At 37.7% G+C, this 16431-nt stretch carries 11 protein-coding genes; all 11 read right to left on the bottom strand.

The window, feature by feature from the left end; translation table 11 throughout:
• Positions 1 to 42 precede the first annotated feature (42 nt).
• The 11 genes from asnB (FHS59_RS16835) to asnB (FHS59_RS16785) all read right to left on the bottom strand — a co-directional run bounded on the left by asnB (FHS59_RS16835) (position 43) and on the right by asnB (FHS59_RS16785) (position 16429).
• A complete protein-coding gene (asnB, locus tag FHS59_RS16835) occupies positions 43 to 1740 on the bottom strand; it encodes an asparagine synthase (glutamine-hydrolyzing) (protein WP_184496538.1) in 1698 nt (565 codons plus the stop codon).
• Positions 1728 to 2435, bottom strand: coding sequence for an acylneuraminate cytidylyltransferase family protein (locus FHS59_RS16830; RefSeq protein WP_184496537.1), 708 nt, complete (start codon positions 2433 to 2435; stop codon positions 1728 to 1730). Before FHS59_RS16830 ends, asnB (FHS59_RS16835) begins: the two co-directional genes overlap by 13 nt.
• Positions 2436 to 3590, bottom strand: a complete 1155-nt coding sequence (gene neuC, locus FHS59_RS16825; RefSeq protein ID WP_246388496.1) for a UDP-N-acetylglucosamine 2-epimerase — start codon at positions 3588 to 3590, stop codon at positions 2436 to 2438.
• Positions 3590 to 4588, bottom strand: a complete 999-nt coding sequence (locus tag FHS59_RS16820) for an N-acetylneuraminate synthase family protein (protein WP_184496535.1) — start codon at positions 4586 to 4588, stop codon at positions 3590 to 3592. The genes neuC and FHS59_RS16820 overlap by 1 nt, the downstream gene beginning before the upstream one ends.
• Positions 4589 to 10795 (bottom strand): PKD domain-containing protein, encoded by a 6207-nt coding sequence (locus tag FHS59_RS23570; protein WP_184496534.1) that lies wholly within the window; start codon positions 10793 to 10795, stop codon positions 4589 to 4591.
• Positions 10796 to 11110: 315 nt separating this feature from the next.
• A complete protein-coding gene (locus FHS59_RS16810; RefSeq protein ID WP_184496533.1) occupies positions 11111 to 12220 on the bottom strand; it encodes an acyltransferase family protein in 1110 nt (369 codons plus the stop codon).
• Positions 12221 to 12253: 33 nt separating this feature from the next.
• Positions 12254 to 13258, bottom strand: coding sequence for a glycosyltransferase family A protein (locus tag FHS59_RS16805; protein ID WP_184496532.1), 1005 nt, complete (start codon positions 13256 to 13258; stop codon positions 12254 to 12256).
• A 6-nt stretch (positions 13259 to 13264) separates the two neighbouring features.
• Positions 13265 to 13732: an acyltransferase gene (locus FHS59_RS23465; RefSeq protein WP_184496531.1), complete on the bottom strand. Its 468-nt coding sequence runs from the start codon at positions 13730 to 13732 to the stop codon at positions 13265 to 13267.
• The gene (locus tag FHS59_RS16795; RefSeq protein ID WP_184496530.1) at positions 13713 to 14147 is read right to left on the bottom strand and encodes a sugar 3,4-ketoisomerase; all 435 of its coding nucleotides are present in this window, start codon (positions 14145 to 14147) and stop codon (positions 13713 to 13715) included. The genes FHS59_RS23465 and FHS59_RS16795 overlap by 20 nt, the downstream gene beginning before the upstream one ends.
• Complete coding sequence (locus FHS59_RS16790) at positions 14140 to 14544, bottom strand: sugar 3,4-ketoisomerase (RefSeq protein WP_184496529.1); 405 nt, start codon at positions 14542 to 14544, stop codon at positions 14140 to 14142. The genes FHS59_RS16795 and FHS59_RS16790 overlap by 8 nt, the downstream gene beginning before the upstream one ends.
• Positions 14545 to 14569: 25 nt before the next feature.
• Positions 14570 to 16429 (bottom strand): asparagine synthase (glutamine-hydrolyzing), encoded by a 1860-nt coding sequence (gene asnB, locus FHS59_RS16785; protein ID WP_184496528.1) that lies wholly within the window; start codon positions 16427 to 16429, stop codon positions 14570 to 14572.
• Positions 16430 to 16431 lie beyond the last annotated feature (2 nt).

The raw sequence follows: 16431 nt of genomic DNA, 5'->3' as shown, positions 1-16431 counted from the left end.
TAACTATTCTTGCTAACCCTGTATTCAAATGCATAAGGGTTTTTAAACGGAATAAAATGAACCATTAATCCATTGCCAAATGAAAAAACTATTGTCATTTTCCCCGTTTTTATAATTCTTCCATTCTTGCTCCAAGGCATTTCTTTCAAACCAAGGGTTTGATTTCAGCAAGCTGATTCTTTCTTCAACGTACTCAGCCATTGCGCCTCCTATCCATTCCCTTTGAGGAGTCTGTAATGGTCTTTTTGGAGCTAAGGCAATATTTTCCAAGGCTTCTTTTACCAACTGCCTTGGTAACCACTTCCCTTGATCCTCTCTGATTTTCATTTCCCTCTTCTGGGCAAAAGCCATTTCTACCAATCGATAGTCCAAAAACGGCTCCCTTAATTCCGTGCTATGCATCATGCTAACCCTATCATTAAATCGAAGGGCGCGAGGGATCTTTGTATAATACAGATCTCTAAATTGTTTGTTTTGAAGATCATTATCAAAAGGTTCTGGATAACTAATTTCCCTTGCCAAAGAGCGTAAATCAGGTGATAATGCATTCGGTCTTGTCAAAGGACTTTTTATTCCTTGCACGACTGCCTTGGACTCTGTTCTGTAATAATCATAACCTGCCCAGGCTTCGTCCATTCCTTGCCCATCCAATAATACCAAAAAACCTTTCTCTCTTGCACTCTCAAAAATTTTGGAATAAGCCAAAGTAGGGAAGCCTCCATAAGGTTCGTCTTGGAAAAACGTCACCTTCTCGATCAAATCAGGCACTTCCCCTATTGATAATAGAACAGGATTTAAAGGACTCTTGGTTTTAGAGATCAAATCCTTGACCCATGGTAATTCATCATAGCGATCATCACCAGTGTAAAATGAAAAGGCTTCAATATTTTCTGTTTCACCAGCCTTGATTTTTGAAATCATTGCCAACAAAATGGATGAATCCAATCCACCGCTTACATTGAAACCCACTGGTACATCCGACCTGAATCTGAGACGAATGGAATCAAGTAGCAATTCTAAATACTCTTCCTGAAGGTTGTTTACATTATCAAAAACCTTTTGACTTTCGACCTCAGAAACAAAATCATAGTAAGGTCTGATTTGAGGATTAGAATCACCTATCCTATATGTGAGGCTATTTCCAGGAGAAAGTTGATGAATATTCCTAAAAAATGTTTCTTCCGGAAAACCATAACTTCCATGAACAAAATAATCTGCCCAAACTTGTTCATTTGGAGTATTAGGAACACCGGCAGCTAGCAAAGTTTTAATTTCACTTGCAAATAAAAACTGATCCTTGTGGAAGGAATAATAAAAAGGTTTTACTCCAAATCGATCCCGAGCAGCAAAAAGCTTTTTCTCCTGTATATCCCAAATGGCGAAAGCAAACATCCCATTGAGATAATTAAGCATTTTGTCCTGGTACTTGATATACATAGCCAACAGAACTTCTGTATCAGATTTAGTTCTGAAAGAATAATCTAAGGTTTGCCTTAACTCTATGTAGTTATAAATCTCACCATTAAAAATTATAACAAACCTCCTGCAATTACTGAACATAGGCTGATTAGCTGCCTCAGAAAGGTCCAATATTGAGAGCCTATTATGACCTAAAAAAACCTCTTCATCAGCCCAAGTTCCTTGTGCATCAGGACCTCTGTGTTTCTGCATGTCTAGCATGCTTGTCAGAACAAGCTTATTTTCAGGATTTCTTCCGACAATACCGGCTATTCCGCACATTCAAATAATTCTTTATATGTTACTTCTGCTTTATCCCAATCTTTTGGAGTATCCAAATTGGCATAGTAGGATTTGTTAGACAAAACACCCACTGTTTTGCCTCCTACCAAAACTTTTTTATCTCTGATAAGGGACACTTTAGAGATATAAATCGATCCATCTCTATGGTAGGCCATTGGCAATTCCTGTCTTCTTGGGATCAAAGTTTCTTCACCTGTTGCTATGGATAAACTTCCTTCCTTATCCATTTTAAATGTCCAGTGCGGGTTGTATTCATGAGGCACCTCTAACACAGAAATTAGACTATCCGCATCAGTTTCTATAAATTTTTGGACACACTCATCTACAAAACCTTTGGGTCTGAATGGGCTAGTAGGTTGTAGTAGGCAAACCGCATCAAAAGATTCTCCATTTTGTTCAAAAAAATCAATTGCATGCAAAACCACATCTATCGAAGGAGTCTTGTCTTGGGCCAAGTCTTTAGGTCGGATGAAAGGAACTTCCCCACCATAATTCCTGGCCACTTCGGCAATTTTCTCACCATCTGTGCTTATAGCTGTTTTGCTTAGAAGCTTTGATCCAATGCCATCTTTGATTGAGTAAGCAATTAGAGGTTGGTGCCCTAGCGTTTTGATATTTTTGCCAGGTATCCCTTTTGATCCTTCTCTAGCAGGGATCAGTCCTAATATTCTCATTTAAAAGGTGATGGTTTTATGAAAAATCAAAGGGAGTTCAGATAAATACTGGGCAATCTTTTTGCCTGCATCCCCATCTCCATAGATGGTAGAAATCTCAGGTCTTGGAGATTCCTCAATTTCTCTCAATGCCTGTAAAATTTCTGCTCGTGAATAATCCACATCATTAACATTATTGCCTCTTTCTCTACTATTCTGACGTGAGCCTATATTGACTACCGGAACTCCCATAAAGGCACATTCTCTTATACCAACAGAACTGTTTCCTATTAATCCTTTACTGGAATAAAGAAGTTTCAAGAAATCCTGAGGTTCCATATTTTTAAAGAAATGGAAATTTTCCAGGTCATGCGTTTCCCTAAAAGATCTAATTCCGGTGCTGGTTCCATCTGCGCCGGCATCTACATTTGGCCAAAACCAAAATACGGGTTGATTTAGGCTATACATGGCATGTAAGGTCTCTTCAATATGAAACCGGGAGTTTCCAACTTCTGTGGTCACTGGATGCTGCATAACCACCCAATATCCTTTTGAGAAATCCATCACTTTCCCAACTCCTCCATATTTCTGGATAGGATCAAAATCAAGAGTAGGCTGTTGTTTTATTTCATATGCCAAGTCAATACTTGGGCAACCTGTATTAAACACGAATTCTGGATTTTCACCTAATTTGATTACTCTTTTATAAGCATCATCAGAGGCTACAAAATGATAATCCGCCAATTTTGTAATGGCATGCCGTACTTTTTCATCAATATTTCCTGTTACCTCACCTCCCTGAATATGGGCCAGGGGAATGTTCATGTAACTGGCTGAAATAGCAGTAGCCATGGTTTCAAATCTATCTGCAACTGTTACTACTATATCCGGATTCAAATTATTGAAAACAGTAGAAAGCTCTAGAATACCTATTCCGGTTGTTTTTGCAGCGGCGGTCAGGTTTTCACCTTCTAAGACATTGAATACCTTTGCGGTGATAGTGAAACCGTCTTTTTCAATATTATTTACAGCATTTCCATAGCGGTCCAATAAAGCGGATGCAGCTACAACCAATTGCAATTCCAAATCGGGATGCTCATTGATGGCTGCCAGAGCTGTTTTTATCCTTGAATAGGAAGGACGTGCGGTAATTACTACGCAGATTTTTCTTTTCATCATTTAGATTTAAGATCTTCCATAGATAGAAAATCCCATTTTTCTAGCTTTCTATTTAATTCTCTACCAAGGACATTTTGATAGTTTGAGGCTGGTATTCCTTTGTCTCCAGGCTTTTTTGATTCCAGATCATCCACTGTTAATATATAACCTTCACTTAAAGTCTTATTTACAGCTAAAGATTTCCCAAACATTACCTTTAATTCTGAATATTTCTGGTTATCAGATTTAACAACAGGATGTTGGATCGCAGATTGAATCTTTTTAATCCCTTCACATAAAACCTTTGTCTGATCTATGCTGATACTGGCAGGTGAATCCGGCCCAAACTGTCTTTTATCAAAAACCACATGAAATTCAAAGATCTCAGACCCAAGAGAGGCTGCGGCGAGACATGCATAAATATCTCCACTATGATCCGAAAAGCCTACAGGAACCTGATAACGATCTTTTAATTCAGACATCACATTCAATCCCCATTGTTCGGGTTGCGTGGGATATGCAGTAGTACACTGGAGAATACTTAAACTATTTCCAAATGGCTTTAAAAAATCAAAAGTCTTATCAAGCTCTTCGAATGAACTCATTCCGGAGCTTAAAATTATAGGTTTCCCGGTTTTTGCAATTCTATCAAGCATTAGAAAATTGCCTAATTCTCCGGATCCGATTTTATATCTTTTTACTCCTAGCTCTTCCAATAAATCCACGGCAGCATTGCTGAAGGGAGAGGATATAAATTCAAGATTTTTCTCCTCACAATGGTCTTTGATACCTTTCCATTGCTCTGGAGTGAATTCCATTCTTTTCCAATAGTCAAACCGAGTAGAGTCCTGTTTGGAAAATTTTACCCGGAAAGGTTCGAAGCTGGACGATTCTGCCTCTGCTATATGAGTTTGAAATTTTACAGCATCAATACCTGTTTCTGCTAAAGCATCAATAAAGGCATGTGCATTTCCCAGACTCCCATCGTGAGCCTGTCCTATTTCGGCTATGATCATTTATCGAATTAAAATAAATACTCCTGATTCATCAAATACATTTCCAGATCTGGTTTCGTATTTGACTTTGTATACATAGTTTCCATTTGGCGCAGGTTTGCCATTATGGTTTCCATCCCAGCCAAGGTCTTCCAAAGAATCAGTTTGATAAATCAACTCTCCCCAAGTATTAAACACATAAAACTCAATACTTGCTATGCCTCTCTGCAAAGGTTTATAATATTGGTTTTTCAGACCATCAGGAGTAAATGCATTAGGCATCATTAAAAGATAATCGTCTTTAACATCCACCGTAATAGAATATACACTTTGACATCCAATGGAATCAGTGGTTTTCAAAGTCACTGTATATGTTCCTTTTTTCTGATATACGTGATTCGGGTTTTGCTGATTACTGGTACTTCCATCTCCAAAGTTCCACTCCCAAATTATTACCTCACCTGTAGAAATATCTTCAAAATCAACATTCTCTTTGACCTGTATGACATCATTGCTGAGAATAATTCCACCGCCTTGATCTGCATGGTAAAGGAAGTTTGATTCTAAAAGTTCTTCAGCAATCCTCACTAAAATCCTTTGAGATGCTGTCCAACAACCTGTGCCTTTCATAGAAGAACTCACTTCATAATTTCCAGAAACATTTACTGCACTTACTTCATTTCCAACTAAGGCAGTTCCCAATGGGCTAATGATATTGTATTCATATACCGAAGGATTATAGCCTTCAATGTAATTGGTAAGGTCCACTGTTCCTTCTGGATCACAAACGATAGAAGGGTTTGAAACCCGAAGGTTTGGATAAGGGGTAACCGTAATTAGAGCTTTTTCAGGAATAACTCCGCAAACTCCATTACCCTCTACCATGGCATAATATTCATATGCTTGAGAAGAAGGTGCAAGACCTGAAACTGACAATTCGCCATTTGAATTTATCTGATAATCCACACCATTTACCGAACCGTTTTGGATTTGGTTATTCATTTCTTCATCAAAGAACCAGGTAAACACTGGAGAATCAACTGAACTTGGCACAGTAGGAATTAAAACAGCATCCTGACCTTCACAGATCAATTGGTCTTCTACAGTAATTTCTGTTGGAACTTCTACCAATTCCAATGGCTCAGATAATGTAATAGTACATCCCAATGCGTCAGTAATTTCAAATACAAATTCACCTTTTGAAACATCTGGTATTAAAACAATTCCATTTTGATCAGATGTAAAGGTTCCTTGGCTAGTGCCATCTTTAAAGGCTTCTACACTATAATTTTGTACTCCACCTGTAACAGTTAAAGTCAAACTACCATTTGCTATATCACATGAAGGGTTGACAATATCTGTAATCTCAGCTTCCAAGGGAGCTGAAGGTCCAAGAATCTCAATATTAGCAAGTTGAACTTCACAGGTTTCAGGAGTGCTGATGGTGACAGTATGAATTCCTCTTGGCACATTTTCAAAAAGTCCAGAATCTTGGGAAATCTGACCATCTAATGTAAAGGTGTAATTACCAGAACCCCCAGATGCAGTCACATTGATACTCCCACCATCTTCAAAGCAGACTTCATCCACTTTTGTATAACTTGCAGTAGGGGTCCCATAAACCATTACCTCTGCTTCTGCGACAAATCCTGTACAAACACCTGCACCCACAGCGATTACATAATATTGATAAGGGTTATTGGATACTTGCAAACCTGAAACAGATAATGCCCCAGTAGACCCATCTATCTCATAAGTTATTCCTTGAGCATTTGGAGTAGAACTGGAAACTATTTCCTGATTTGTATTTGAATCAAAGTACCATTCAAACGTAGCTCCTGGAGTAGCAGGATCAATAGTAGGAGTCAAAACAACTTGTTGACCTTCACAGATTGCCTGATCGTCAACCAGAATTTGAGAAGGGCCATCAATTAATTCAAGCTCTGTAGAACTAATCTGGCAACCTTGAGCATCTTCAACTTCCAATAAGTAGATTCCAGATCCCAAACCATTTAGGGATACAGAAGAACCTGAATCCATTATGGTCTGAAGAACAACTCCATCTTTTATGACAGTAATTTGATAAGGACTCCAACCGCCAGAAATTGTTGCTTCCAATTTTCCATTTAATGCTCCACAACCAGGATCTATACCTGTTAATGGAGTGATTTCCAAAGCAGCATCTGGTCCTTCTATGGTGAATTCCAATTCCTGTGGACAACCTGCAGGTGTAGTAACTTCCACAGTATAAGTTCCAGCTGCAAAACCCATTGCTTCGAATTCACTTTGAGATATTGGAGCAGCTGAATTAATGCTATATTCATATACAGGAGAGGTTCCAGAAATAAAATTCACTTTTCCATCAATCGCTCCGAAGCAAGAAACAGGAGTAGTTTCCAATTGAACAGTAGGAATGGCATATACTTCTATTTCCACTTCTATTTCCTGACCTGTACATTCTACATAAAAATAAAAATCATGGGTTCCTTCAGGCAAACCATCAATTAAAAGTCTTGGATTTAACCAATCTGTATCATCTATTGTATAGATAATATCAAGATTAGAAGGATCTGTACCATTCTCAATAAGACCATTTTGGCCTTGGTCTTTATACCAGAATACTTCTGTAAATGCTGCAGGAGGAAGATTTGGATCAGGAGCCAAATGGATAGGTCTAATTTCTACCTGCTCTCCTTCACAAACATTTATAGGGGGAACTAAATCGTAAACCGGATCAGACAACTCTTCTACGATAAATTCAAAAGTTTCTGAGCAGCCTTTTTCATCCATAACCAATAAATAATAGGTGTCCGGGAATAGATCTGAAGCTCCTGTGATATCACCGGTTACTATGGATCCATCTATTGCACCTTTTCTCCATTCCACTGAGTAATTGCCCCAGCCGCCAACTATTTGGATATCTTTGACCGAACCATTTGGAAGATCACAAGAAGCTCTTTCAATTGATTGATTTGCTATTCCAATTGGCTCAGAAGGTTCTAAGACTTCTATTCCATCCAAAGTGGTAATACAATCCAAGGCACTTTTTATACTTAGTTTATATTCACCTGCAGGAAGGTTTTCAAACAAGCCCCCATTATTAGAGAAATCTACAAATACGCCATTATAACCTGAAATACTAAACTCAAAGTCAGCATAATTATTTCCTGGAATCTGAGCCTGAATAGATCCTGTGCTTTCACCAAAACAAGTTTCAGTGACAATTGGGGCATTCATTTCTGGACCTGGAGTAACCTTTATTTCAGTTGGTATATATCCTTGATCACAAATTCTATCTCCAGATACCAAAAGATAAAAAATATAAGGAACTGAATCTGCTGGAAGGCCAGTTACAGAAAGTTCGTAATCCGAGCTAATCTGGTAGGAATAATCTCCTACAGTCATCCCATCTGAAATTAATACATAGTCCCCTGCTGCATTCTGATAATACCATTCAAATATTGGTGAACCTGTTGATGGGTCTTGAACATCCAGGTTAGCAGTTCCAACTTTCCCTTCACAAACCTCTGAGCCAATTGTAGAAAAGTAGGAAGGAGGATCTGCTGCGACTTCCATAGTCTGGCTAGTAGTACATCCCTTAGCATCAATGATATCTATGGTATATTGAGTAGCTGATAATCCAGTTACTGTGTAAACGCCTTTTGGATCATATGGAATTTGAGTCCCATTCACTTTGATTGATTGATAAGGAACATTTCCCCCAAATAAATCAAATGTAATAGATCCATTTGGAAGCCCACAATAAGAGTTATCTACTGCTCCTGGTGCAATTACCAATCCTTCTGCCGGTCCTTCCACAGTAACTTCTTCTATTGGAGAGCTACAACCGAGAGATGGGGATGATCCAAAAACTTTGTACAATCCAGCTGGTAAAGAAGAAAACACCCCTGTGGAATTAGTTCCCAACTCCTGATCATTTTCATCCAATAGCGTATATGTCACATCAGATGCTCCTGTTATTGTCGCTACAATTTCACCTGAATAGCTAATACACCAATCATCTTTATGGTCAACTGAAAAAGTCAGCGGTGGATTTACCAACACCGTAGCTTTTGTCAAGACATCACCAATGTATGGGCAGAAATTACCACCTGCTTGGGTCTGATCAGCAACTTCTACAAAAAATTCATAAGTGGAATTTGCCCCATTATTTTTCAAACCAGAAAGTGTCAATTCCCCAGTAGCAGCAATGGAAACGGTTACTTGATTTCCATCAACATCGATGGTGGAATTATTCACTAATGCTCCTCCAGATCTATTGGCATTTTGGTACCATAAAAAAGTTGGAGTTGCTCCAGAAGGAATATCAGCAGGATCTACTAAAGGAAGGAAAGATACATCCTCTCCTTCACAAATTGTTTTATCAGGGATATCAATAGTTACTGGTGTACCATTTTCTTGATCCACAACAACAACTACTGATTCATAACAACCTCCAGTCTGAGAATCTGAAGGGTTCCAAACATTCAAAGTATATGTGCCTAGATTGACTCCTGCTAATTCAAAAGTTGCTTCGCCATTTACCAATGAGCTGACAGAAGCACCTGATTTTCCTATAGAATTTCCATCAAAAAGCCATTCGTAATCAAATCCAGCAACCAAATCCCCAACAATTACATCGTAGATTCTTCCATCCTGCTGTCCATCACAAGTAGGGTTGTCAATAGATCCATCTTGAATTTTTATTGGGAATGGGTTGGACACTACAGTGATCTTTGATGGCTGGGAAGTCAATCCATAGTTATCTGTAACGTTATAATAAACTGTTGCTTCACCTGTAAATCCTGGGGCAGGTTCAAATCTAATTGTTGCCTTGTTTCTTTCGTCTTCAAAGTTACCGGTATTCAATTCTTCTAAAATGGAATAAAATGTTCCTAAAAGGTTTCCACTTGCATCGTAAACTGGAACTTCATAATTATCTGGATTACATTTCCCAGTACAAAGCGAACCATCAAACCCACAATCAAAAGTGTTTGGCGGGACAGAATTATCAGGAGGACCTGGGTTATTGGCAAAAAGTTGCATACAGGTAATAAATGCGTCATTACCTGATTGAAGATTTACATCAAATGTAAACTCTAAATCATCATCTTTACAGATTATTTTTTCTTGATCGGAAACTTGTGGTAATAATGCCGCAGATATATCAGCAACGTTTACAGTTACGTTTCTGATTTCATGGTTATTCCTACCATATCCAGTACTTCCTGCAAAACCAATTTTCAATCTTTCAGGAGCGGCATATGGGTAATTTATTGGAGGAAATGAAACAAGTTGAAGCCCATCCTCATCATTTACCAACATATCTATCTTGATATCATATCCTCCTAGTCCATTTGGGGTCAGTTCAATAAAAACTTTTCTATATCCAGGTTGATTACAATCAATTGTTCTAATTGAAGAAATATTATCAATATCAAACCATTGAGGTTCTGGATTGCTCGGTAAATATTCTATTCCATCTGTATCACGAGACCTATTTGTAACAAATCTTTCTAATACGTCATAATTAGAGGTTTCAGGACCACGTATTGTGATAGTGTTAGGCAAGCCTTTTAACCATAGAGAATTATCCTGATTTAAAGTACCAACACCAAAATTTCCTCTTTCATCAAATCCAATTCCAACATACCCACCAGCAATACCTGGTTGCAACTCTGTACCATCTAGGTCTATATAAGGAGCATATGCTAGTGATCCACCCAAATACCCAATATCGATAGGTCTATCTGCATCAAACATAAAAAAACTGATCCCATCTGCTGGAACTGCCCGCTCGGTTGCCCTATCAAAAGGACCATAAGAAAAGTATTCAAATGATGCTCTTATCCCAAATTGAGATGAGAAAGGAATATCAACAATCGCATACCCAGAATGCCAATATTGGTAAGGGGTTAATTGTAGTGATTGACCTGTAGGGTTAGCAATAAATGAATTTATAATAGTATTTGATGTGGGGTTTTCTGGTGCTCCAACTGGAATTCTAATTTCCCCACCTAAGATTGTATAGTCAAAAGGCCCACCTCCTTGAAAGGGCTGACAATAAGGAAAACCTTCTCTTGGTATGACTACTACCTGTGCTTCTACAGAATGGCTTACAATAAATTGAAAAAAAAGAAAGACTAAAGCCGTTAAAGCAAACAGCTTTCCTCCTTTTCGGAGAGAAGTTCTTACCAGTCTTGTAAAGCCAAGTAAAGTTTTTGCCATTTACTTTAAAATATCTTTCAAACTATTAACCAAAGGTGAGGAAAAACCAAACCGTATGCAATTGAAACAGATGATAATCTACCCTTCAAATCGCCAACCCTAAAATTTAACAAAAACTATGCAAATAACAGGAGATGCATTGAAACAACATGAAATCCGAATTTATGACTAGAGGCTAAGCACTTTGTTTGAAAGGGCAGAAGACAGAAACAAGAGACGGAAGACAGGAGACGGGAGCCAATTCGATTGTATTTCTAATCCTTTAAGGCTTTGATTTTTGTTATTGATAGGAAAGAGGATATATTAATTAAACTATTATGAACTCATTTTTACTTCCTTTTCGGAAGTGCTTTTAATAGTGGTGTATTTTGATTTTAGTTTTAAAAATGCTTTTTCGAAATAATGGAAGGAAAGGTAGGATATTGCGAGTGTCAATACCAGCGAAAGGACTGCCAAAGTGGTTAATTTCAAACCATTTGGAAAGGGTAAAAATTTAACAAAAGGTACTAGTAGCAATACAATCAGTTTGTGATAAACATATATGCCATAAGAAAGCTTGCCTATAAAATTGAAGAAATTGTTCTCCAAATTTAATATTGGATTTTCTAATGAAATGTTGGATAGAATTAAGGAAAGCGTGATTAATGCGACTAGTTGATGATCTATTAACATGGAAAATCTAAATTCCTCGAGTAGCATGACAGCCAAACAAATCAAAACGATCCATTGGACAGTTTTACTGGTGAAAAAATCAACTACTTTACTTTTCTGATGGTAAAGGACTGCCCCAATGCCTCCAATTCCCATACAATCAAATCGATTTACTTTTAAGACCGTATAGAAAATATCACTATCAGTATATTTAAAAACCACCAAAGCGAGGACCTTTAAAAAGTAAAAGGCCAAAACAAATACAAACAACTTGGTAAGAATACTTTTTGTATTCATAAAAAACCATGGCCAAAAAATATAAAATTGTTCTTCCACTCCAATAGACCACAAATGACTAATTGCCATTAGCCCAGAACTAAGAATAAATGGAACATTAGCAAAAAAGGTCAAATAGTATAATAACTCCTTCTGAATAATATTGGCTTCAAGGAAAAAATACAAACAAGCTGCCGAAACGAAGATGTATAAATAGTAAATCGGCCAAATTCTAAGAATCCTTCTGATATAGAAATCTTTGAGTTTGATGGTGCCCGTCTCTTTGTTTTCCGTCAATAAAAGGCTGGTAATAAGGAAACCGCTTAAGGTGAAAAACATGGTAACACCATAGTTTGCTATATCCAATTCATCTATCTCTAATTCCGGATAGATATAATTAGCCCCAGTTATAATATGGGAAAGGAGGACGGATAAAGCAGCGATTGCCCTTATCCCATTCAATCCTTTATAATAGAGCACCTTCTCTTGAGGTGTCATTAAATTTCATGTTAAATTTAAAATCCTTCGAAATCATAAGCTTTTGAATTGGACTGTTAATTCAGGCGCGGGTGGCCTTGAATCATTTTTAAGCTTGAATAATTTAGCAAATACTCTTTGATTAGTTTGATTGATCTGCCCTGTTTTTAATTCTTTTAATTGAATCAGTTCAGGAACATTATCATTTTTCTCAACCATTGAAAAAGCAGTGTTGTTTTCATCAGTCAACTGGTTGCCCATATGATGAACCCAAGTCCGGAGAGTACTTAACCTCCAGGTCCCTAATTCATTGATTGGTTTATCAATCCAGTTTAACTCAGATCCTGATCCTATTTTTATAAAACTTGGCTCAACTGGCATTTTGAAAAAAAGATCTCTTCTGATGGTAAATACCTGATGCCCGCTACCCATCACTGCTTGCTGCCCTTTATTTGATACTACTGGTAGTAATCCATCGTATTCAGGAACGTAGTTCCAACCATAAGAATCATACACTTCTTTGATCATGTCATGTTCAGATGTTTCTTGAAACTTAAAGCTAATCTCACCCATTAATGCTGCCTTTTGGGTTGAAGAGGAATGATAATACATATGTCTAGCAATGGGAAAAGGTGCTACTGAGCCAGCTTTAGGAAATGCAATAAATACTTTCTCAACTTCTTCTTGCCATCCATTTCTAAATAAAATATCACTATCTGACAAAGTGATGAGTTCTTCTCTACATCCCCTTGCAGCTCCTATTATAGCATCGATCTTGCCTACATTTTCTTTATGAGTAATTAGAGTTTCAATGATACCTTGATCCTGAAGTTCTCTGAGCCAGGATTTCACTTGATCACACGATCCATTGTCCACCACAGTTATTGCTGACCTGCCATGCTGAGTCAAAAATGCGGATTCTATACAGAGGCGATACACCTCCATTAAATTCTGGAAATAGCCTGAAATCTCAGGAATAAACACAGGTATGATTATCCTGTGATGGTATTTTTGAGCAATTTTGGAGTCTAGTTTTGCGGGATTTATTCCTGTTCTCATGTTGTATTACTCAGTATCAACTTCAATTTTTCGTACCACTTTGGCTGGACTTCCCATCACAAGGGTATTTGGCGGAACATCTCTGGTTACCAGAGAGCCGGCACCCACCATGGAGTTTTCACCAATAGTGCAGCCTCCCAAAATCACAGACCCAGCACCAATGGAAGCTCCTTTTTTGATGATTGTTCTCTGAAACTCTGATGGATATTTTTTTGATCTGGGATATTTGTCGTTGGTAAAAGTGACATTTGGCCCGATAAATACATCGTCTTCAATTGTCAAACCATCCCAAAGATATACTCCTGATTTTACCGTCACCCGGTCCCCAATGAGTACATCGTTTTCTATAAAAGTATGACAGTTTACATTGCAATCTTTCCCAATTTTGGCTCCTTGCAAAACAACTGCATATTGCCAGATTCGGGTGTTTTCCCCAATCTTTTGGGTTTGAACGTCAGCTAGCGGATGAATCATGGGGCTTAATAAAGTTTAAATACTCATTATAATCTCTGATATAATCTTTTTCGTTAAACTTCTCACTAGCTAATACCAAACAGACAGCACCTGAAGAGAAATTGATCTCTGATGCCCAAATACCAGCTGGAATCAATAATCCTAAGTCTGGCCTATTTAATAATACTTGTCTTTTTGAATTACCATCATCCAATAAAACTTCAAAGGCACCACTCACTGCAACTAAAAATTGATGGCATTCGTAATGCGCATGTGCTCCCCTACTTTCACCCCCAGGAATATCGTATAGATAAAATACCCTTTTGGTTTCAAAAGGTAATTCTTTCAAGTTTGTGACTGGAGTAATATGACCTTTTCTATCTCCTAATTTTGGAAGATAAACCAAGTTACAATCCCAAATTGTTTTATTAGCCATTCTTAAGTTCCTTGTAAATTTCAAAATCCCGGATATAATCCTCTTTCAAATAATCAGTATCAGATAAGTGCAATGCCACTGCATTAGTAGAGAAGTTTTCAAGATGTCTCCAGGTCATTTTTGGCAAAAACAAAGCATTATAAGACCTATTTAGTGAAGTTCTGATTTCCTCTCCGTTTTCATTGGTAATTACCACATCAAATGATCCGCTGAGAGCTACAATCAACTCCTGCTGCTGTCTAAATGCATGGCCACCCCTGATCTCTCCTCCAGGAACATCATATGTCCAAAATACTCTTTTTATCTCAAAAGGGATTTGGTCAGGGTATTGTAAAAATGTGAGATTTCCTCTGGGATCAAATATCTGTGGGAGTTTTACCTGTTCATTTCTTTGCATAAAATAGATCGGGTTAAATGCTGGCTTATTTTTCTATGGTTGAAAATTCAAATTTTGTTTGGAACCACATAGCAGTGAAGAAGATTTGCCTGATGGTTGGGTAATACAATTTTGGATTCTTTTTGAAATTCTCCACTATGCTTTTCGCATCGAGGTAGCAATATGGCTTCATTAAAAATAAGTCAGAATTTGGCAAATTCTCCAAATGTTCCCTAAGAATTGGGTTTTGTAAAATCAATTCATCCCATGGAACTGACAATCCAACTTTTCTATGTTTGGTAATATATTCCGGGAGCTTTTTACCGATACTGTTCATCAAAAGATCTTTCCCTTTTCCTCTGATGTGGAAATACTTATCTGGCAAACTTCCCACCCCAATGACCAAATTCGGATCTAAAAATGGATCTCTACATTCGATAGATGCCCCCATTGTAGTTCGGTCATTCCTGTCATTAAGAGTATAAAGATGGGTATGTTGCTCAAGATAAAGTAACTGTCTCAAACGGTTGTTAGGATAGACTTTTTTAGCTTCTTCCAAAATTTTGACTCTAAAGTCAGGAAGTAAATCGGAAGAAAGCACGCCTAACTTTTTAAGGTCAGCCAAGTACAATTCGTTAGCATTCATCAAAATTTCAGCTTCTCGATTGCCCATTCCCAGATAGCGTTTCATCTTTCTCAATCGGTCATTTTTCAACCATTTGTCAGGAACGAAACGAATCATATTTAACAAGTTATACCGAAGCTCATTATCATGAACCTTGTATCTGACATATCCTCCAAGAATTTCATCTGCACCTTCACCGGAAAGTAACACTTTTACCTCCGACTTGGCTTTCTCCGAAATCCCCAATAAATGTCCATCAGAAAAATGCATGATGGGTTCATCATGCTGAACAATGGATCGGGTAGTCAAATCAACGAGTTGCTCATTATCGAACTCGAAACTATGGAAGTTAGCTCCCAATTCCTGGGATAATTTCCTGGCTAAATGGGATTCATCGTGCTCTTTGTTGCTAAATGAAATATTCCAGGCACTCAGATCATCAAAGCCTTGAGAAGCTTGGCTAAATAAGGTACTGCTACTATCCAAACCTCCACTTAAAAGCGTTCCAACAGGAACGTCTGCTATCATCCTTAGGCGAATGCTTTCATGAAATGTCTGTTCAAACCACTCGTAAGGATTGTTGATTTTAGGCTGAGCAGCAATAGAATTTCCAAGATGAAACCAGCGCTCCGAACTTACCTGCCTTCCTGAATCTTTTAATCTAATCAGATAGCCTGGTAATAATCTGTAGATATTTTTGAAAACAGTATTCTCACCTGAAGTAAATCTGTAGAGAAATAATTCATCTAGTTGAGACTCTTGGATATCCTTCTGCACATCTCCTGCCCATAGAGCCTTGATTTCACTTGCAAAATAAAAGCCCTGATGGTTATTGGAATAAAATAATGGTTTTACACCAAATCTATCCCTTACCAAAATCATTTCCTGATTTCTCTTATCATAAAAAGAAAAAGCAAAAAAACCATTGAGTCGGCTGAGCGAATCAGTTCCGTATTCCATAAGCAGATACAGTAATACTTCTGTATCTGAGGTTGTTTTAAAGCTGTATCCTTTATTTTTTAGCTCTGGGTAAAAGCTTTTATAATTAAAAATTTCCCCATTAAATACTAAAATAAAATTTCCGCAAGGTGATTGAAAAGGCTGATTAGCCCCCTCACTCAAATCCAGAATCGAAAGTCTTCTATGCCCTAAACCAATTTTTCCTTCCGCCCAATGGGATCCTGCATCAGGACCTCTATGAACCAAAGATTCTCTCATGGCTGTCAGCGTAGATTCCGAAGCCGGTAATTCTTTATTCCAAAAACCTACAATTCCACACATGG

It is taken from the genome of Algoriphagus iocasae (genome assembly GCF_014206875.1).
Classification (GTDB): Bacteria; Bacteroidota; Bacteroidia; order Cytophagales; family Cyclobacteriaceae; genus Algoriphagus; species Algoriphagus iocasae.
Note: the sequence above shows the minus strand (reverse complement) of the source record. Positions and strands in the feature narration are given on the sequence as shown.

Coding starts and splice junctions, on each gene's coding strand:
- asnB (WP_184496538.1), bottom strand. CDS start 1,740: ATGTGCGGAATAGCCGGTATTGTCGGAAGAAATCCTGAAAATAAGCTT.
- FHS59_RS16830 (WP_184496537.1), bottom strand. CDS start 2,435: ATGAGAATATTAGGACTGATCCCTGCTAGAGAAGGATCAAAAGGGATA.
- neuC (WP_246388496.1), bottom strand. CDS start 3,590: ATGAAAAGAAAAATCTGCGTAGTAATTACCGCACGTCCTTCCTATTCA.
- FHS59_RS16820 (WP_184496535.1), bottom strand. CDS start 4,588: ATGATCATAGCCGAAATAGGACAGGCTCACGATGGGAGTCTGGGAAAT.
- FHS59_RS23570 (WP_184496534.1), bottom strand. CDS start 10,795: ATGGCAAAAACTTTACTTGGCTTTACAAGACTGGTAAGAACTTCTCTC.
- FHS59_RS16810 (WP_184496533.1), bottom strand. CDS start 12,220: ATGACACCTCAAGAGAAGGTGCTCTATTATAAAGGATTGAATGGGATA.
- FHS59_RS16805 (WP_184496532.1), bottom strand. CDS start 13,258: ATGAGAACAGGAATAAATCCCGCAAAACTAGACTCCAAAATTGCTCAA.
- FHS59_RS23465 (WP_184496531.1), bottom strand. CDS start 13,732: ATGATTCATCCGCTAGCTGACGTTCAAACCCAAAAGATTGGGGAAAAC.
- FHS59_RS16795 (WP_184496530.1), bottom strand. CDS start 14,147: ATGGCTAATAAAACAATTTGGGATTGTAACTTGGTTTATCTTCCAAAA.
- FHS59_RS16790 (WP_184496529.1), bottom strand. CDS start 14,544: ATGCAAAGAAATGAACAGGTAAAACTCCCACAGATATTTGATCCCAGA.
- asnB (WP_184496528.1), bottom strand. CDS start 16,429: ATGTGTGGAATTGTAGGTTTTTGGAATAAAGAATTACCGGCTTCGGAA.